Source organism: Campylobacter insulaenigrae NCTC 12927 (assembly GCF_000816185.1).
In the GTDB taxonomy this organism is placed as follows: Bacteria; Campylobacterota; Campylobacteria; order Campylobacterales; family Campylobacteraceae; genus Campylobacter_D; species Campylobacter_D insulaenigrae.
Map to the genome: position 1 here is coordinate 387,093 of NZ_CP007770.1, position 19,330 is coordinate 406,422.

Consider the following 19,330-nt stretch of genomic DNA (forward strand, 5'->3'; position numbering starts at 1 on the left):
TCTAAAATGCTTATTTTTCCATATATATTACATTTTTTTAAGATTTTATATTTTCGTTTTTTACCACTTATTAACTTTTTTTATATGCTTTAAGATTTTTCATATAAAACTATGGTATAATTTCTTTCACATTTTTATTTTTAATAAGGAGAATTCTCATGAAACTAGTTAAACTTAGTTTAGTAGCAGCTTTAGCTGCAGGTGCTTTTTCAGCAGCAAACGCTGTTTCACTTGAAGAAGCTATAAAAGACGTTGATGTATCAGGTATGTTAAGATACAGATTTGAATCTGATAGATTAGATATGGGTTCTAAACCACATAATGCTTATTCACAAACCAGTAATCCTACCGGTAATCATCCAGGTGTTCAAGATAGAGGATATAACGGTTCTAAAAATAATACTCATAAATTTAAATCTCAATTAAATTTCAAAGCAGCTTTAGATGATAATTTTAAAGCATTTGTTCAATTTGAATACAACACAGGTGAATACGGATTCGGAGATGATGGTACAAAAAAAGTTGGAACAAACACTCATAGTACATTCGCTGTTAAACAAGCTTACTTAGAGTATATGAATGAAGCTTATGCTACTAATGTAATCTTTGGTAAAATGGAAATAGATTCTATTTGGACTGATGATGGCGTAGGAACAGGTGCTAAAGTTTTAAATAATTCTATCGAAGGTTTAACTTTTGCAGGTTACTGGTTTGATAGTTTTAATGACCAAGATGATGGAGATTTTTCTGAGCTTGGTATAAGAAATTCATCTTTATATGGTGCAGCTGTATTAGGTGATTTTGATCCATTCGCATTCCAATTATGGGCTGCTTACTCAGCAGGTTGGGCATATTTATATGCAGTAGATGCAAGCTATAAATTCGCATTTAACGATGCTAACTTTAAAATCGAAGGTCAATATTTAGGAAATGTTTTAGAAAGCTATCATGATGATCACGGATTTTCAAATGGTAACTTCTATGCGGCTAGATTTTCAGGTGATATTTCAGCTTTTGATTTCCAAGCAGGTATAGTTGGTTATGGTGATAAAAATGAATATAGTCTTGTGACTTTAGAAGATACAGGTAAAGTTATTACTGCTGGAGAACAAATATTCTATTCAGATGGTAGTTCTTTAAATGGAGATTTTGGTAAAAACTTATTCTATTTCGCAGGCATAGGTTATACTTTTGCTGAAACTTTAAGAGTAGGTTTTGACTATATTGGTGGTACTACTAAATTTGATAAAGCAGATGATATAGATAAAAATGAATTTGTTGGAAGTGTATCTTATGCTTATAGTCCAAAACTTACATTTAGTGGATTCTATTCTTATTTAACTGAAGATTATAATGAAAAAGGTGTAAGTGATAATAAAGATCAATATATTAGACTTGAAGCTTTATATAAATTCTAATCTTAAAATGAGTTAGGTTTTTACCTAGCTCATTATTTCTAAAATTATTTCTTTTTTCAATCCTTGTATTTTAATTTCTTTTATTTTTAGGTTTTGTGGTAATTTTTCAAGTACTTCTTTTTTATTTGTAATATTATTTATCGCTAAAAAATTTAAAATCATTCCTCTATAAGCTTTGGCATAATGACTTAGCACTTTAGAATTTTTTAAAAATGTAAAACTTATATAAGGTTGATTTAAAACATAAAATTTTTCATAAAATTTAGCTCTTAAATCAATTACCACTTCATCTTTTAAAAAATTGTCTAATTCTTTTGAAAAATTATCTTTATAAAATTTTTCTATATTAAAATTTTTAATTTTCTTACCTTGTTTAAATTTATAATAAGGTAAATTATCACCCGCTCTTACAGGACCAAATAAATTTGAAAATATAATTACATTTTCATCTATATATTTTTTTTCTTGTAAATTAAGTTTTTTGTAGTTTAAAAAATCATACGCAACACCATTATATCTTTCTATAGCTTTAAGACCTTTTCTTTGAAATATATCATTTTTAAGTTCAAAAATTTCATTGTCATCTTTTATATCAAAAAAATTTCTTAATTCTTCATCATTTAAGGTATTGATATAATTTTGATATTTTGAAATGACTTCTATTCTTTTTTCGTATTTTTCTTCAAAAATAAATGATTTTTTATTTATCACTTCATTATTACATTTTTTTGTTTTTCCTTCACTAGGTGAGAATAATATTTTCATAATGATTTCCTTTTCTGTCGCTTTTTTAAATTATATAAAATTATATAAAATATCTTGACAATATTCTAAAATTAGAATATAATTCAACTTTATTTTTTGCTGGTTTAGCTCAGTTGGTAGAGCAGCTGCCTTGTAAGCAGCAGGTCGGGGGTTCAAGTCCCTTAACCAGCTCCATTGTTAATAGCAGTGTTTGACCAGAAATAAAAAGCATTTTTTATTATGGTGAGTTACTCAAGTGGCCAACGAGGGCAGACTGTAAATCTGCTGGCTTTCGCCTTCCGTGGTTCGAATCCACGACTCACCACCATTGCTTTGCGGGAGTAGCTCAGTTGGCTAGAGCATCAGCCTTCCAAGCTGAGGGTCGCGGGTTCGAGTCCCGTTTCCCGCTCCAACCTGAATTTTGGTAGAGTGAAACTGGGAGCTGTTTTTATTCAGATTATCTAGCAGTTTCAATTTCCAAAATTTTTTGTATTTGTGTTTTTAATTTTTCTGAGCGCTCGTATGGCTCAGAGGTAGAGCACTCCCTTGGTAAGGGAGAGGTCGCGGGTTCAAGTCCCGCTATGAGCTCCATAAAATCAAAAGATTGTAAAACATAAATTAGGATTTGTCTGAAAATTTTATATGGAGGAAAAAAATGGCTAAAGAAAAATTTTCACGTAATAAGCCTCACGTAAATATTGGTACTATTGGTCACGTTGATCATGGTAAAACTACTTTAACAGCTGCGATTTCTGCTGTTCTTTCAAGAAGAGGATTGGCTGAGCTTAAAGATTATGATAATATCGATAATGCTCCTGAAGAAAAAGAGCGTGGTATTACTATCGCAACTTCACACATTGAATATGAAACTGAAAATCGTCACTATGCACACGTAGATTGTCCAGGTCACGCCGACTATGTTAAAAATATGATTACTGGTGCTGCACAAATGGATGGTGCTATTCTTGTTGTTTCAGCTGCAGATGGTCCGATGCCACAAACTAGAGAGCATATTCTACTTTCTCGTCAAGTAGGTGTTCCTTACATTGTTGTATTTATGAATAAAGCTGATATGGTTGATGATGCTGAATTGTTAGAATTAGTTGAAATGGAAATTAGAGAGTTATTAAGTTCTTATGATTTTCCAGGAGATGATACTCCTATTATTTCAGGTTCTGCATTACAAGCGCTTGAAGAAGCAAAAGCTGGTCAAGATGGAGAATGGTCAAAGAAAATTTTAGATCTTATGGCTGCTGTTGATGATTATATTCCAACTCCAACTCGTGATACAGATAAAGATTTCTTAATGCCAATTGAAGATGTTTTTTCAATTTCAGGTCGTGGAACTGTTGTTACAGGTAGAATTGAAAAAGGTGTTGTAAAAGTAGGCGATACTATTGAAATCGTTGGTATCAGAGATACTCAAACAACAACTGTAACTGGTGTTGAAATGTTTAGAAAAGAAATGGAGCAAGGTGAAGCTGGAGATAACGTAGGTGTTCTTCTTCGTGGTACTAAAAAAGAAGATGTTCTACGTGGTATGGTGCTTGCTAAACCAAAATCAATTACTCCACATACAGATTTTGAAGCAGAAGTTTATATTTTAAATAAAGATGAAGGTGGTCGTCATACTCCATTCTTTAATAACTATAGACCACAATTTTATGTAAGAACAACTGATGTTACAGGTGCTATTAAACTTGCTGATGGCGTTGAAATGGTTATGCCAGGTGAAAACGTAAGTATTACAGTAAGTCTTATTGCTCCAGTTGCGCTTGAAGAAGGTACACGTTTTGCTATCCGTGAAGGTGGTCGTACTGTTGGCTCAGGTGTTGTTGCTAAAATTATTAAATAATTATAAGCGAGATTTATCTCGCTTTTTTAAGGAATAAAAATGAGAATTAAAGTTGGTTTAAAATGTGAAGAATGTGGTGATATTAATTACAGCACATTTAAAAATAGTAAAAATACAACTGAAAAATTAGAGTTAAAAAAATATTGTCCAAGATTAAAAAAACATACAATTCATAAAGAAGTTAAATTAAAAAGTTAAGGCTTTTTAAGCCCTTAGGGCAATAGCTCCAATGGTAGAGCGCCGGATTCCAAATCCGATGGTTGGGGGTTCGAATCCCTCTTGCCCTGCCACAAAATAAGGTTAGATATGGAAAAATTAATAACTTATTTTAAATTATCAAAAGCTGAATTGGCAAAAGTAATTTGGCCTTTAAAAGAACAAGTTAGAAATGCTTATATTACAGTTTTTGTAGTTGTTACCGTTGTGTCGTTGTTTTTAGCATTAGTAGATTTACTTATGTCATTTTCATTATCTAAGATTATAGGATAATACATGAATCATAAATGGTATGCAATTCAAACTTATGCTGGGAGTGAAATGGCAGTTAAAAGAGCCATTGAAAATTTGGTAAGAGATAATGGTATTGAAGATCGATTACTTGATGTTATAGTTCCAACTGAAGATGTAATTGAATTTAAAAATGGTAAAGAAAAAATAAGCGAGAGAAGTTTATATTCAGGTTATGTTTTTGCAAATATTGATTTATCAACAGAGCTTTGGCATAAAATTCAATCATTGCCAAAGGTAGGTCGTTTTATCGGTGAGAGTAAAAATCCAACTCCATTAAGTGAAAAAGATATTAATCTTATTTTAGAAAAGGTTAAAAATAAAGCGGCACCAAAACCTAAGATTTCATTTGATAGAGAAGAAAGTGTAAGAATTACCGAGGGTCCTTTTGCAAATTTTGTTGGTATTGTAGAAGAATATGATATGGTAAGAGGTGTTTTAAAGTTGAATGTTTCTATTTTTGGAAGATCAACACCTGTTGAAATTTTATATTCTCAAGTTGAAAAAATTGTTTGATAACTAAGTAAAGGAGAAGGTTATGGCTAAAAAAGTCGTAGGTGAAATAAAATTACAAATAGCTGCTACTAAGGCTAATCCATCACCTCCTGTTGGTCCTGCATTGGGACAACAAGGTGTTAATATTATGGAATTTTGTAAAGCATTTAACGAAAGAACTAAGGATATGGCAGGTTTTAATATACCAGTTGTTATTACTGTTTATGCTGATAAAAGTTTTACATTTATAACAAAGCAACCACCAGCAACAGATTTAATTAAAAAAGCTGCTGGAATTTCTAAAGGAACTGACAATCCACTTAAAAATAAAGTTGGAAAATTAACTAAAGCTCAAGTTTTAGAAATAGTTGATAAAAAAATTGCTGATATGAATACCAAAGACAGAGAACAAGCTGCTAAGATTATTATGGGTTCAGCTCGTTCAATGGGTGTTGAAATCGTAGATTAATACTCTTTACCGCCAAGAGTATAAAAAGGCGGAAGCACTTTATATAAAATGCGGAGAAAATTGATGTCAAAAAATACTAAAAGATTTACTGAATTATTAAAGAAAATAGATTCAAATAAAGATTATTTAATGGATGAAGCGATAAGTACTGTTAAAACTCTTGCTTCTGCAAAATTTGATGAAACTGTTGAGATTGCATTAAAATTAAATGTGGATCCAAGACATGCTGATCAAATGGTAAGAGGTAGTGTAGTGTTACCTTGTGGAACTGGAAAAAAAGTTCGTGTTGCTGTTATTGCTAAAGATGCCAAGGCAGATGAAGCTAAAAATGCCGGTGCTGATATAGTAGGTAGTGATGATTTAGTTGAAGAAATTCAAAAAGGAAATATGAATTTTGATGTTTTAATTGCTACACCAAATCTTATGGGTCTTGTTGGTAAGGTTGGTCGTATTTTGGGGCCAAAAGGTTTAATGCCAAATCCAAAAACTGGAACAGTAACTATGGATGTTGCACAGGCTGTTAATAACGCTAAAAATGGTCAAGTAAATTTTCGTGTTGATAAACAGGGAAATATACACGCAGGATTAGGCAAAGTTAGTTTTTCTAAGGAACAACTCAAAGAAAATATGAGTGCTTTTGTAAAAGCTATTAATAAACATAAGCCAGCTGCAGCAAAAGGAAGATATATTAAAAATGCAAGTCTTTCTTTAACAATGAGTCCTTCTCTTTCTTTGGATACTCAAGAGCTTCTTGATACAAAATAAAATTAATGAGAGTTTTTCTCTCATTAATAAAAATTAGATAAGATAATCGAATTATTTTTTTATTTTATCTAATTTTTATCTTAGATTGGAGATAGCCGAGGTCATTTGACTTAATTAGAAATTTTCTACTCTGCTTGAAATCACCGGTCGGAAAGGAGTAAAGATGACTAAAAGCCAAAAAGTTGAGCTTGTTTCTAAACTTGAAGAAAGTTTTAAAAATAGTGAAGCTGTCGTAGTTTGTAACTATAAAGGTTTGAATACTAAAAGACTTGAAGAACTAAGAAATAATGCTAGAGAAATGGATGTTAAAGTGCAAATTATTAAAAATACTTTAGCAAATATTGCTCTTAAAAATGCCGGCAAAGATGGAATGGAACTTAAAGATACTAATATTTATCTTTGGGGTGCAGATCAATTAAATGTATCAAAAGTTGCTGATAAATTTAGCGAAGCAAATCAGTCTTTTGAAATTAAAACTGCGTTTATCGATGGTGAAGTTGCATCAACTAGTAAAGTTAAAGCATTGGCTAAAATGCCTTCGCGTAATGAATTACTTGCTATGCTTTTACAAGTTTGGAATGCACCGATTACCAATTTTACTATTGGATTAAATGCATTAAAAAATAAAAAAGAATCAGAATAAATAAAAAAGGATAAAAAATGGCAATTACTAAAGAAGATGTGTTAGAATTTATTTCAAATTTAAGTGTTCTTGAATTATCAGAATTAGTTAAAGAATTTGAAGAAAAATTTGGTGTTTCTGCTGCTCCTGTTATGGTTGCAGGTGCTGTTGCTGCTGGTGGAGCTGCTGGTGGAGCTGCTGAAGAAAAAACTGAATTTGATATTGTTTTACAAGATGGTGGAGATAAAAAAATCAACGTAATTAAAGTTGTTCGTGCTTTAACTGGTCTTGGTTTAAAAGAAGCTAAAGATGCTGTTGAACAAACTCCATCAGTTCTTAAAGAAGGTGTTAGCAAAGCAGAAGCAGAAGAAGCTAAAAAGCAACTTGAAGAAGCTGGTGCTAAGGTTGAACTTAAATAATTTTTGTTTTTAAAATTTAAACAAGAAAGGTTTTTTTATTTTACCTTTCTTGTAATCCTTTGATTAGGATCCTTTCTACAATACTTTTACCATGGGGTATATTAAAATGTTAAATACACAATCAGGAAATCGCTTAAGAATTGATTTTTCGAATGTTCCACAACAAATAGACATTCCAAATTTATTACAATTACAAAAAAAGAGTTTTGATTATTTTTTAAATGTTGATATGAAAAATTCAGAAAGTGGTATTGAAAAAGTTTTTAAATCAATTTTTCCAATTCACGATCCACAAAATAGATTAAGTTTAGAATATGTTAGTAGCGAAGTAGGTAAGCCAAAATATACAATTAGAGAATGTATGGAAAGAGGTTTGACTTATTCGGTAAATTTAAAGATGAAAATACGTCTTACCTTACATGAAAGAGATGAAAAAACAGGTGAGAAAATAGGTATAAAAGATATTAAAGAACAAGAAATATTTATTAGAGAAATTCCTTTAATGACTGATAGAATTTCTTTTATCATCAATGGAGTAGAAAGGGTTGTTGTTAATCAACTTCATAGAAGTCCAGGTGTTATATTCAAAGAAGAAGAAAGTTCAACTGTCGCTAATAAACTTGTTTATACAGCCCAAATTATTCCAGATCGCGGTTCTTGGTTGTATTTTGAATATGATGCAAAAGATGTGCTTTATGTGCGTATTAATAAAAGAAGAAAAGTGCCTATTACAATTTTATTTAGGGCATTAGGATATAAAAAACAAGATATTATTAAATTATTCTATCCTATACAAACTATACATGTTAAAAAAGATAAATTTTTAACAGAGTTTAATCCAAACGATTTTATCGATAGAGTTGAATATGATTTAAAAGATGAAAAAGGTAATATCATTCATCAAGCTGGAAAAAGAATGACAAAGAAGAAGGCTGAGCAACTTGCTAAAGATGGATTAAAATGGGTGGAATATCCAGTTGAAATTTTGACAAATAGATATTTAGCAAATCCTATCATTAATAAAGATACAGGAGAAGTACTTTTTGATTCTTTAACTTTACTTGATGAAGCAAAGTTGGCAAAAATTAAAGAAGAAAAACAATTTGATATAGCAAATGATTTGGCAAATGGTGTTGATGCTGCCATTATAAATTCATTCATTCAAGATAATGAAACACTTAAATTATTGAAACAAACTGAAAATTTAGAAGATGAAAATGATTTAGCAGCTATTAGAATTTATAAAGTAATGAGACCTGGCGAACCTGTTGTAAAAGATGCTGCTAAGACCTTTGTAAATGATTTATTTTTTAATCCTGAAAGATATGACTTAACTAAAGTTGGTCGTATGAAAATGAATCACAAACTTGGTTTAGACACACCTGAATATGTTACTGTTTTGACAAATGAAGATATAGTAAAGACTGCAAAATATCTTATAAAAGTTAAAAATGGTAAGGGTCATATAGATGACAGGGATCATTTGGGAAATCGTCGTATTAGATCAATTGGTGAGTTACTGGCAAATGAGCTACATGTAGGCCTTGCTAAAATGCAAAAAACTATTAGAGATAAATTTACAGCATTAAATACAGATATTGATAAAGTAATGCCTTATGACTTGATCAACCCTAAAACAATTACAGTTACGATTATGGAATTTTTTACTGGTGGACAATTATCTCAGTTTATGGATCAAACCAATCCTTTGAGCGAAGTGACTCATAAGCGTCGTTTATCAGCATTGGGAGAAGGTGGTTTAGTAAAAGAAAGAGCTGGTTTTGAAGTGCGTGATGTTCATGCAACTCATTATGGAAGAATTTGTCCGGTTGAAACTCCTGAAGGCCAAAATATTGGTTTGATTAACACCTTATCAACATACGCAAAGGTTAATGATTTAGGTTTTGTTGAAGCTCCTTATAAACAAGTAGAAAATGGTAAAATTAGTAATGAAATTGTTTATTTAACTGCAACACAAGAAGAGGGGCTTATTATTGCTGCAGCATCTACAAAAATTGATGAAAAAGGCAATATTTTAGAAGAATTTGTTGAAGCTAGGCAAGATGGAGAAACTATTTTAGCTAGAAGAGAAGAGGTTCAATTAATTGATTTATGTTCGGGTATGATTGTAGGAGTAGCTGCTTCTTTGATTCCTTTCTTAGAACATGATGATGCTAATAGAGCTTTGATGGGATCAAATATGCAACGTCAAGCAGTTCCACTTTTAAGAGCTGAGGCACCGATAGTTGGTACAGGTATGGAAAAAATTATTGCTCGTGATGCTTGGGAAGCTATTAAAGCAAAAAGAGCAGGTGTAGTAGAAAAAGTTGATAATAAAAATATCTTTATTTTAGGTGAAGATGAAAATGGTCCTTTTATAGATCATTACAAAATGGAAAAGAATTTAAGAACAAACCAAAATACAACTTTTACACAACATCCTATAGTTAAAAAAGGTGATTTAGTTCAAATAGGACAAATTATAGCTGATGGGCCAAGTATGGATAAAGGTGAATTAGCTATAGGTAAAAATGCATTGATTGCTTTCATGCCTTGGCATGGTTATAATTATGAAGATGCGATTGTAATTAGTGAGAAAATTTTAAGAGAAGATACTTTTACAAGTGTTCATATTTATGAAAAAGAAGTTGAAGCTAGAGAACTTAAAGATGGTGTGGAAGAAATTACAAAAGATATTCCAAATGTAAAAGAAGATGATTTAGCTCATCTTGATGAGAGTGGCATAGCTAGGATTGGTACTCATATTAAACCAGGTATGATTTTAGTGGGTAAAGTTTCTCCTAAGGGAGAAGTTAAGCCAACTCCAGAAGAGAGATTATTAAGAGCTATTTTTGGAGAAAAAGCAGGACATGTGGTAAATAAATCTTTATATGCAACAGCTTCTATGGAGGGTGTTGTAGTTGATGTTAAGATTTTTACTAAGAAAGGTTATGAAAAAGATGCTCGTGCTGTTAAAGCATATGATGAAGAAAAATTAAACTTAGAAAAAGAACACCACGATAGATTGTTAATGATGGATAGAGAAGAAACTTTGAGGGTTTGCTCTTTACTTTCTAAGTCTCCTTTGAATTCTGATGAGGAAGTTAATGGAAAAAAATATAAAAAAACAGCAAAAATAGATATTAAAGAGCTAGAGAAAATTAATCGTTTTGCTTTAAATTCTCTAGTGAAAGCATACTCTAAAGAAGTTCAAAAAGAATATGAAGACTTAAAAAATCATTTCCAAAATGAAAAGAAAAAATTAAAGATAGAGCATGACGAAAAACTTGAAATTTTAGAGAAAGATGATATTTTACCTAGTGGTGTAGTTAAGCTTGTAAAAATATATATTGCTACCAAGAGAAAGCTTAAAGTTGGTGACAAAATGGCTGGAAGACATGGTAATAAAGGTATTGTTTCAAATATCGTTCCAGAAGTTGATATGCCTTATTTGCCAGATGGACGACCTATTGATATAGCTTTAAATCCACTAGGAGTTCCAAGCCGTATGAATATAGGTCAGATTCTTGAAAGTCATTTAGGTGTAGTGGGTATGAAATTAGGCGACCAAATTCAAGAAATTTTTGACAAAAAACAAAAAGATTTTATCAAGCAATTGCGTAATAAAATTCTTGAAATTTGTAGCGTTTCTAGACTTACTTTGGAAAAGAAATTTGTTGAAAATTTAAATGATGAACAATTACTTTCTTATGCTAGAGATTGGACTAAAGGAGTTAAATTTGCAACACCAGTTTTTGAAGGTGTTACAGTTGATGAATTTGGTAAACTTTTTGAAATGGCAAAAATGGAAATGGATGGTAAAAGTGAGCTTTATGATGGAAGAACCGGCGAAAAAATGGCAGAACGTGTTCATGTAGGGTGTATGTATATGCTTAAATTACACCATTTGGTTGATGAGAAAGTTCACGCACGAAGTACTGGACCTTATAGTCTTGTGACCCAACAACCAGTGGGTGGAAAAGCTTTATTTGGTGGTCAAAGATTTGGTGAAATGGAAGTTTGGGCATTGGAAGCTTATGGTGCTGCTCATACTTTAAGAGAAATGTTGACTATAAAATCAGATGATGTTGAGGGTAGATTTAGTGCTTATAAAGCTTTAACAAAAGGCGAAAATGTTCCAGCTACTGGTATTCCAGAAACATTTTTTGTACTTACAAATGAATTAAAATCTCTTGCTTTAGATGTTGAGATTTTTGATAAGGATGAAGATAATGAGTAAATTTAAACCTATCGAAATAAAAGAAGATGGTAGACCAAGAGACTTTGAAGCTTTCCAACTAAGACTTGCAAGTCCTGAAAAAATTAAATTCTGGTCTTATGGTGAAGTTAAAAAACCCGAGACTATTAATTATAGAACTTTAAAACCAGAAAGAGATGGGTTATTTTGTGCAAAAATATTTGGTCCTATTAGAGATTATGAATGTTTATGTGGCAAATATAAGAAAATGCGTTTTAAAGGTATTAAATGTGAAAAATGTGGCGTAGAAGTTACTAGTTCAAAAGTACGTCGTTCTAGAATGGGCCATATAGAGTTAGTTACTCCAGTTGCTCATATTTGGTACGTAAATTCATTGCCTAGTCGTATTGGTACTTTACTTGGCATAAAAATGAAAGATTTAGAGCGTGTATTATATTATGAAGCATATATTGTTGAAAATCCAGGTGATGCATATTATGATAATGAGAACTCAAAAAAAGTTGAATTTTGCGATGTTTTAAATGAAGAACAATATTTAAATTTAATGCAACGCTATGAAAGTAGTGGATTTAAAGCTAGAATGGGCGGAGAAGTTGTAAGGGATTTATTGGCAAATTTAGACCTTGTTGAGCTTTTAAATCAGCTTAAAGAAGAAATTGCTTCTACTAATTCAGAGGCTAAAAAGAAGACTATTATTAAGCGCTTGAAGGTTGTTGAAAACTTTCTCAATAGCAATTTAAATAGTAATACTAATAGTGATGAAGTTGTTCCAAATAGACCTGAGTGGATGATGATTACGAACTTACCTGTGCTTCCACCTGATTTAAGACCTTTAGTAGCTTTAGATGGTGGAAAATTTGCTGTTTCAGATGTTAATGATTTGTATAGAAGAGTTATCAATAGAAATACACGTTTAAAAAGATTAATGGAACTTGATGCACCTGAAATTATTATCAGAAATGAAAAAAGAATGCTTCAAGAGGCAGTAGATGCTTTATTTGATAATGGAAGAAGAGCAAATGCTGTTAAAGGAGCTAATAAGCGCCCTTTAAAATCACTTAGTGAAATTATTAAAGGTAAACAAGGGCGTTTTAGACAAAATCTTTTAGGAAAAAGGGTTGATTTTTCAGGTCGTAGTGTTATTGTTGTGGGACCGAAATTAAGAATGGATCAGTGTGGTTTACCTAAAAAAATGGCTTTAGAATTGTTTAAACCGCATTTATTAGCAAAACTTGAAGAAAAAGGTTATGCTACAACAGTAAAACAAGCAAAAAAAATGATAGAAAATAAAACTAATGAAGTTTGGGAATGTTTAGAAGAAGTAGTTAAGGGTCATCCTGTCATGCTTAACCGTGCTCCAACACTTCATAAGCTTTCTATACAAGCTTTTCATCCTGTGCTTGTTGAAGGTAAAGCTATTCAGCTTCATCCTTTAGTTTGTGCTGCATTTAATGCTGATTTTGATGGTGATCAGATGGCTGTGCATGTTCCTTTGTCACAAGAAGCAATTGCTGAATGTAAAGTATTAATGCTTTCATCTATGAATATTTTGCTTCCTGCTAGTGGCCGTTCTGTAACTATTCCATCTCAGGATATGGTTTTAGGAATATATTATCTTTCTTTAGAAAAAGAAGGTGCCAAAGGTGAGCATAAAATTTGTACAGGTATTGAAGAAGTTATGATAGCTTTAGAAGCAGATTCTTTAGATATTCATGCTAATATTCGAAGTGTTGTTGATGGTAGAAAAATAGTAACTACTGCAGGAAGATTAATTATTAAGTCAATTTTACCTGATTTTGTTCCAGAAAATATGTGGAATAAAGTGATGAAAAAGAAAGATATTGCAGCTTTGGTTGATTATGTTTATAAAATTGGCGGTCTTGAGGTTAGTGCAAATTTCTTGGATAATCTAAAAGATTTAGGATTTGAATATGCAACAAAAGCAGGAATTTCTATTTCCATCGCAGATATTATTGTTCCAAATCAAAAACAAAAAAATATAGATGAAGCAAAAAAACAGGTAAGAGATATACAAAATTCATATAATTTAGGTCTTATTACATCAGGTGAAAGATATAATAAAATTATTGATATTTGGAAAAGTACTAATAATACTCTTTCAAAAGACATGATGGAATTGATTAAAAAAGATAAAGATGGTTTTAATTCTATTTATATGATGGCTGATTCTGGTGCTAGAGGTTCTGCTGCTCAAATTTCGCAGCTTGCTGCTATGAGAGGACTTATGGCTAAGCCAGATGGATCGATTATTGAAACACCTATTATTTCAAATTTCCGTGAGGGTTTGAATGTTCTTGAATATTTTATTTCAACTCATGGTGCTAGAAAAGGTCTTGCAGATACTGCACTTAAAACAGCTAATGCGGGTTATTTGACTAGAAAACTTATAGATGTTGCTCAAAATGTAAAAGTTACAATGGAAGATTGTGGTGCCCACGAAGGTGTTGAAATTAATGAAATAACAGCTGATGGTGTGGTTATAGAAACTTTAGAAGAAAGAATTTTAGGTAGAGTATTAGCTGAAAATATTATTGATTCTATTACGAATGAAATTTTATTTTCTGAGGGAACTTTGATCGATGAAGAAAAAGCAAGAATAATAACAGAAAGCGGTGTTAAAAGTGTAAGTATTCGAACTCCTATAACTTGTAAAGCTAAAAAAGGTGTTTGTTCAAAATGTTATGGAATAAATTTAGGAGAAGGAAAACTAGTAAAACCTGGTGAAGCCGTAGGTATCATTTCAGCACAATCAATAGGTGAACCAGGAACTCAACTTACGCTTAGAACTTTCCATAGTGGTGGAACAGCAAGTACTGACTTGCAAGATCGTCAGGTTGTAGCGCATAAAGAAGGCTTTGTAAGATTTTATAATTTGAATACATATAAGGATAAAAAAGGTAAAACAATCGTTGCAAATCATCGTAATGCTGCTATTTTACTTGTAGAACCTAAGATTAAAGCACCATTTAAAGGTGTAATTAATGTTGAATATGCTTACGAAGATGTTATTGTGAGTATTAAAAATAAAAGTAATGAATCTAAATTTATTTTAAGAAAATATGATTTAGCAAAAGCAAATGAACTTGCTGGTGTAAGTGGAAATATTGAAGGAAAATTATATATCCCTTATAATAACGGTGATGAAGTTGGTGAAAATGAAAGTATTGTTGAAGTAATTAAGGAAGGTTGGAATGTGCCAAATCGTATTCCATATGCTAGTGAATTGCTTGTAAATGATGGTGACCCTATTACTCAAAATATTTTTGCAGGTGCCAAAGGAACTTTGAAATTTTATATACTCAAAGGTGATGGTTTAGATAGAATTAAAAATCTTAAAAAAGGTGATGTCATTAAGGAAAAAGGTGTTTTTGTGGTTATTGCTGATGAAAATGATCGCGAAGCAAAAAGACATTATATACCAAGAGAATCTGTGATTGAATTTAGTGATAGTCAGATTATTGATGATGCTAAGACAATTATTGCAAGATCAAGCAAAGAGGATAAAACTATTATAGCTGAATGGGATGCTTATAATAATACTGTTATTGCAGAAATTAATGGAACTATAAGTTTTGAAGATATAGAAGCAGGATATAGTGCTGATGAGCAAATTGATGAAGCTACTGGAAAAAGATCTCTTGTAATTAATGAATATTTACCAAGCGGTGTGCGTCCAGCTATTTTAATTATCGGAGAAAAAGATCAAGTAGTTCGTTATCAACTTGAACCTAAAACTGTTATTTATGTTAACGATGGTGATAAGGTAAAACAGGCAGATATTTTAGCTAAAACTCCAAAAGCAGCGGCTAAATCAAAGGATATTACAGGAGGTCTTCCAAGAGTATCTGAATTATTTGAAGCTCGAAAACCAAAAAATACTGCAGTTGTTGCTGAAATTGATGGAATAGTGAGATTTGACAAACCATTGAGATCAAAAGAGAGAATTATTATTCAAGCTGAAGATGGTAGTAGTGCTGAATATTTGATTGATAAATCAAAAAGAATTCAAGTTAGAGATGGTGAATTTATTCATGCTGGTGAAAAACTAACAGATGGTATTGTTTCAAGCCATGATGTGCTTAGAATTTTAGGTGAAAAAGCATTGCATTATTATTTAATTTCAGAAATTCAACAAGTGTATCGTGGTCAAGGTGTTGTAATTTCAGATAAACATATCGAAATTATAGTTTCTCAAATGCTAAGACAGGTAAAAATTGTAGATAGTGGTCATACTAATTTCATCGTAGGTGATTTAGTTTCAAGAAGAAAATTCAGAGAAGAAAATGAGCGAATTCTAAGATATGGTGGAGAACCTGCTGTGGCTGAACCTGTACTGCTTGGAGTTACAAGAGCAGCTATAGGAAGTGATAGTGTGATTTCTGCTGCTTCATTCCAAGAAACTACGAAAGTTTTAACAGAGGCAAGTATAGCTGGTAAATTTGATTATCTTGAAGATTTGAAAGAAAATGTTATTTTAGGTCGTATGATTCCTGTAGGAACTGGACTTTATGGAGATCAAAATTTAAAGCTTAAACAACAAAATTAATTATCTCTGCTTATCCTAGTATATTTTACTAGGATCTTCATCTTAAATTTTTAATAACTTCTAAAACGATGTAAAGTGTTTTGGAAGTTATTACGATACATGATAATATCATTTTATATAGTTTATAATTTTATAAGTAAATTTTAGATATAATACTAGGCTTATTATTTTATTAAAGAAAGGAATTATTGTGCCTACCATAAATCAATTGGTTAGAAAAGAGCGCAAAAAAGTTTTAGAAAAATCTAAATCTCCAGCGCTTAAAAATTGCCCACAAAGAAGGGGAGTTTGTACTAGGGTTTATACTACAACCCCTAAAAAACCAAACTCAGCGTTAAGAAAAGTTGCTAAAGTTAGACTTACAAGTGGCTTTGAGGTTATTAGTTATATCGGTGGTGAAGGTCATAACCTGCAAGAGCATAGCATTGTTTTAGTGCGTGGTGGAAGGGTAAAAGACTTACCAGGTGTTAAGTATCATATTGTTCGTGGTGCTTTAGATACTGCAGGTGTTGCAAAAAGAACTGTTTCTCGTTCTAAATATGGTGCGAAACGTCCTAAAGCAGCTGCTAAATAACAAGATTACAGACAAATCCGTTAGATTTGATTTTGTTTGAGTAAAATTATAAAGTTTGAAGGAAAATTATGAGAAGAAGAAAAGCTCCGGTGAAAGAAGTCTTGCCTGATCCGATTTATGGAAATAAAGTAATCACAAAATTCATTAATTCTTTAATGTATGATGGTAAAAAAAGTACAGCTACTACTATAATGTATGGTGCTTTAGAAGCTATCGATAAAAAAGGTGGAGAAAAAAAAGGTATAGAAATTTTTAATGATGCTATTGAAAATATTAAGCCTTTATTAGAAGTTAAATCACGTCGTGTAGGTGGTGCTACTTATCAGGTTCCAGTTGAAGTACGTCCAGCTAGACAACAAGCTTTAGCGATTCGTTGGATTATTTCTTTTGCAAGAAAAAGAAGTGAAAGAACTATGATAGATAAATTAGCAGCTGAGTTGTTAGATGCTGCAAATAGTAAAGGTGCTTCATTTAAGAAGAAAGAAGATACTTATAAAATGGCAGAAGCTAATAAAGCATTTGCTCATTATCGTTGGTAATTTAAGGAGAATAAATGTCAAGAAATACTCCTTTAAAAAAAGTTAGAAATATTGGTATTGCAGCACATATTGATGCTGGTAAAACAACTACTAGTGAAAGAATTCTCTTTTTTACTGGTATGAGTCATAAAATTGGCGAAGTACATGATGGTGCTGCAACAATGGACTGGATGGAGCAAGAAAAAGAAAGAGGTATTACAATTACTTCTGCTGCAACGACTTGTTTTTGGAACAATCATCAAATTAATCTTATAGACACTCCAGGCCACGTTGATTTCACCATTGAGGTTGAAAGATCTATGCGTGTTTTAGATGGTGCTGTTGCTGTATTTTGTTCTGTAGGTGGTGTACAACCTCAATCTGAAACTGTTTGGAGACAAGCAAATAAATATGGTGTTCCAAGAATTGTTTTTGTCAATAAAATGGATAGGATTGGAGCCAATTTCTTTAATGTAGAAGAACAAATTAAAAATCGTTTAAAAGGTAATCCAGTTCCTTTACAAATTCCTATTGGTGCTGAAGATAATTTTAAAGGTGTTGTAGATCTTATTACTATGAAAGCTTTGGTATGGGAAGATGAAAGTAAACCAACTGATTATGTTGAAAAAGAAATTCCATCTGAATTAAAAGAAAAAGCTGAAGAATATCGTGTAAAAATGATAGAAGCTGTTTCTGAAACTTCTGATGAATTGATGGAAAAATATTTAGGTGGTGAAGAATTAACTCAAGAAGAAATTAAAGCTGGAATTAAAGCTGGATGTCTAAGTCTTTCTATGGTTCCTATGCTTTGTGGAACAGCTTTTAAAAATAAAGGTGTTCAACCTTTACTTGATGCTGTAGTTGCATATCTCCCAGCTCCAGATGAAGTTGCTAATATTAAAGGCGAATATGAAGATGGTAGTGAAGTATCTGTAAAATCAACAGATGATGGTGAATTTGCAGGTCTTGCGTTTAAAATTATGACAGATCCTTTTGTTGGACAATTAACTTTTGTTCGTGTATATAGAGGATGTTTAGAGAGTGGTTCTTATGCATATAATTCTACAAAAGACAAAAAAGAAAGAATTGGCCGTCTTTTAAAAATGCACTCAAATAAAAGAGAAGAAATCAAGACTTTATATGCGGGAGAAATTGGAGCAGTTGTTGGTCTTAAAGATACTTTAACTGGTGATACTTTAGCAAGTGAAAAAGATAAAGTTATTTTAGAAAGAATGGATTTTCCAGATCCTGTTATTTCTGTTGCGGTAGAACCTAAAACAAAAGCAGATCAAGAAAAAATGTCTATCGCTTTAAATAAATTGGCTCAAGAAGATCCAAGTTTTAGAGTATCTACTGATGAAGAAAGCGGTCAAACTATTATTTCAGGTATGGGTGAGCTTCATCTAGAAATTATTGTTGATCGTATGCTTAGAGAATTTAAAGTTGAAGCTGAAGTGGGGCAACCCCAAGTTGCTTATCGTGAAACTATTAGAAAAATGGTTGAGCAAGAATATAAATATGCTAAACAATCAGGTGGTCGTGGACAATATGGTCATGTATTTTTAAGACTTGAGCCACTTGAGCCAGGAAGTGGTTATGAATTTGTGAATGATATTAAAGGTGGGGTTATTCCAAAAGAATATATTCCGGCTGTTGATAAGGGAATTCAAGAAGCATTACAAAATGGTGTTTTGGCAGGATATCCGGTTGAAGATGTAAAAGTTACCGTATATGATGGAAGTTATCATGAGGTGGACTCTTCAGAGATGGCATTTAAACTTGCTGCTTCTATGGGTTTTAAAGAAGGTGCAAGAAAAGCTGGAGCTGTAATTCTAGAGCCTATGATGAAGGTTGAAGTTGAAACTCCAGAAGAATATATGGGTGATGTAATTGGAGATTTAAATAAGCGTCGTGGTCAAGTGAACTCTATGGATGAGAGAGGCGGTAATAAGATTGTTACAGCATTTTGTCCATTGGCTGAAATGTTTGGATATTCCACAGATCTTAGAAGTCAAACTCAAGGTCGTGCAACTTACTCTATGGAATTTGATCATTATAATGAAGTTCCAAAAAATGTTTCTGATGAGATTATCAAGAAAAGAAATGGATAATTTCTGAATCTAACCAAGATGAGATTTCATCTTGGTTTTTTTAAAAA

General features: G+C 31.7%; 15 protein-coding genes and 5 tRNA genes. 19 read left to right on the forward strand and 1 reads right to left on the reverse strand.

Going from position 1 to position 19,330, the window contains the following annotated elements:
- Positions 1-158: 158 nt before the first annotated feature.
- On the forward strand, positions 159-1,418 hold the full coding sequence (locus CINS_RS02075; RefSeq protein WP_039649440.1) for a major outer membrane protein: 1,260 nt from the start codon (positions 159-161) through the stop codon (positions 1,416-1,418).
- A 24-nt stretch (positions 1,419-1,442) separates the two neighbouring features.
- On the opposite strand, the gene CINS_RS02080 is transcribed toward CINS_RS02075, so the two are convergent.
- Entirely contained in the window at positions 1,443-2,183 is a 741-nt protein-coding gene (locus tag CINS_RS02080) for a YaaA family protein (protein ID WP_039649442.1), read from the reverse strand.
- Positions 2,184-2,281: 98 nt separating this feature from the next.
- On the opposite strand from CINS_RS02080, the gene CINS_RS02085 reads away from it, so the two are divergent.
- The 18 genes from CINS_RS02085 (at position 2,282) to fusA (ending at position 19,283) form a co-directional block, all read left to right on the forward strand.
- A tRNA-Thr gene (locus CINS_RS02085) sits at positions 2,282-2,357 on the forward strand.
- Positions 2,358-2,404: 47 nt separating this feature from the next.
- Positions 2,405-2,490: transfer RNA gene (locus CINS_RS02090), tRNA-Tyr, on the forward strand.
- Positions 2,491-2,497: 7 nt separating this feature from the next.
- Positions 2,498-2,574 (forward strand) — tRNA-Gly (locus CINS_RS02095).
- A gap of 104 nt (positions 2,575-2,678) precedes the next feature.
- Positions 2,679-2,753, forward strand: a tRNA-Thr gene (locus tag CINS_RS02100).
- Positions 2,754-2,817: 64 nt separating this feature from the next.
- The gene (tuf, locus tag CINS_RS02105; protein ID WP_039649445.1) at positions 2,818-4,017 is read left to right on the forward strand and encodes an elongation factor Tu; all 1,200 of its coding nucleotides are present in this window, start codon (positions 2,818-2,820) and stop codon (positions 4,015-4,017) included.
- Between the two features lie 39 nt (positions 4,018-4,056).
- Positions 4,057-4,215: a 50S ribosomal protein L33 gene (gene rpmG / locus CINS_RS02110; protein WP_012661178.1), complete on the forward strand. Its 159-nt coding sequence runs from the start codon at positions 4,057-4,059 to the stop codon at positions 4,213-4,215.
- Between the two features lie 16 nt (positions 4,216-4,231).
- Positions 4,232-4,307, forward strand: a tRNA-Trp gene (locus tag CINS_RS02115).
- A 16-nt stretch (positions 4,308-4,323) separates the two neighbouring features.
- A complete protein-coding gene (gene secE / locus CINS_RS02120) occupies positions 4,324-4,506 on the forward strand; it encodes a preprotein translocase subunit SecE (RefSeq protein ID WP_039649446.1) in 183 nt (60 codons plus the stop codon).
- Positions 4,507-4,509: 3 nt separating this feature from the next.
- Complete coding sequence (nusG, locus tag CINS_RS02125) at positions 4,510-5,040, forward strand: transcription termination/antitermination protein NusG (RefSeq protein WP_039649448.1); 531 nt, start codon at positions 4,510-4,512, stop codon at positions 5,038-5,040.
- Between the two features lie 22 nt (positions 5,041-5,062).
- Positions 5,063-5,488, forward strand: coding sequence for a 50S ribosomal protein L11 (gene rplK / locus CINS_RS02130; RefSeq protein WP_039649450.1), 426 nt, complete (start codon positions 5,063-5,065; stop codon positions 5,486-5,488).
- A gap of 63 nt (positions 5,489-5,551) precedes the next feature.
- Positions 5,552-6,253, forward strand: a complete 702-nt coding sequence (gene rplA / locus CINS_RS02135) for a 50S ribosomal protein L1 (RefSeq protein ID WP_039649452.1) — start codon at positions 5,552-5,554, stop codon at positions 6,251-6,253.
- A 163-nt stretch (positions 6,254-6,416) separates the two neighbouring features.
- Positions 6,417-6,896: a 50S ribosomal protein L10 gene (gene rplJ / locus CINS_RS02140; RefSeq protein WP_039649454.1), complete on the forward strand. Its 480-nt coding sequence runs from the start codon at positions 6,417-6,419 to the stop codon at positions 6,894-6,896.
- A 17-nt stretch (positions 6,897-6,913) separates the two neighbouring features.
- Positions 6,914-7,294, forward strand: a complete 381-nt coding sequence (rplL, locus tag CINS_RS02145) for a 50S ribosomal protein L7/L12 (protein WP_039649456.1) — start codon at positions 6,914-6,916, stop codon at positions 7,292-7,294.
- A gap of 106 nt (positions 7,295-7,400) precedes the next feature.
- Positions 7,401-11,534, forward strand: coding sequence for a DNA-directed RNA polymerase subunit beta (rpoB, locus tag CINS_RS02150; RefSeq protein WP_039651312.1), 4,134 nt, complete (start codon positions 7,401-7,403; stop codon positions 11,532-11,534).
- Positions 11,527-16,080, forward strand: a complete 4,554-nt coding sequence (gene rpoC, locus CINS_RS02155; protein ID WP_039649458.1) for a DNA-directed RNA polymerase subunit beta' — start codon at positions 11,527-11,529, stop codon at positions 16,078-16,080. Before rpoB ends, rpoC begins: the two co-directional genes overlap by 8 nt.
- Positions 16,081-16,270: 190 nt before the next feature.
- Positions 16,271-16,654, forward strand: a complete 384-nt coding sequence (gene rpsL, locus CINS_RS02160) for a 30S ribosomal protein S12 (RefSeq protein ID WP_012661187.1) — start codon at positions 16,271-16,273, stop codon at positions 16,652-16,654.
- Positions 16,655-16,722: 68 nt separating this feature from the next.
- On the forward strand, positions 16,723-17,193 hold the full coding sequence (rpsG, locus tag CINS_RS02165; protein WP_052251946.1) for a 30S ribosomal protein S7: 471 nt from the start codon (positions 16,723-16,725) through the stop codon (positions 17,191-17,193).
- 14 nt (positions 17,194-17,207) lie between these two features.
- Complete coding sequence (fusA, locus tag CINS_RS02170; protein ID WP_039649463.1) at positions 17,208-19,283, forward strand: elongation factor G; 2,076 nt, start codon at positions 17,208-17,210, stop codon at positions 19,281-19,283.
- Positions 19,284-19,330 lie beyond the last annotated feature (47 nt).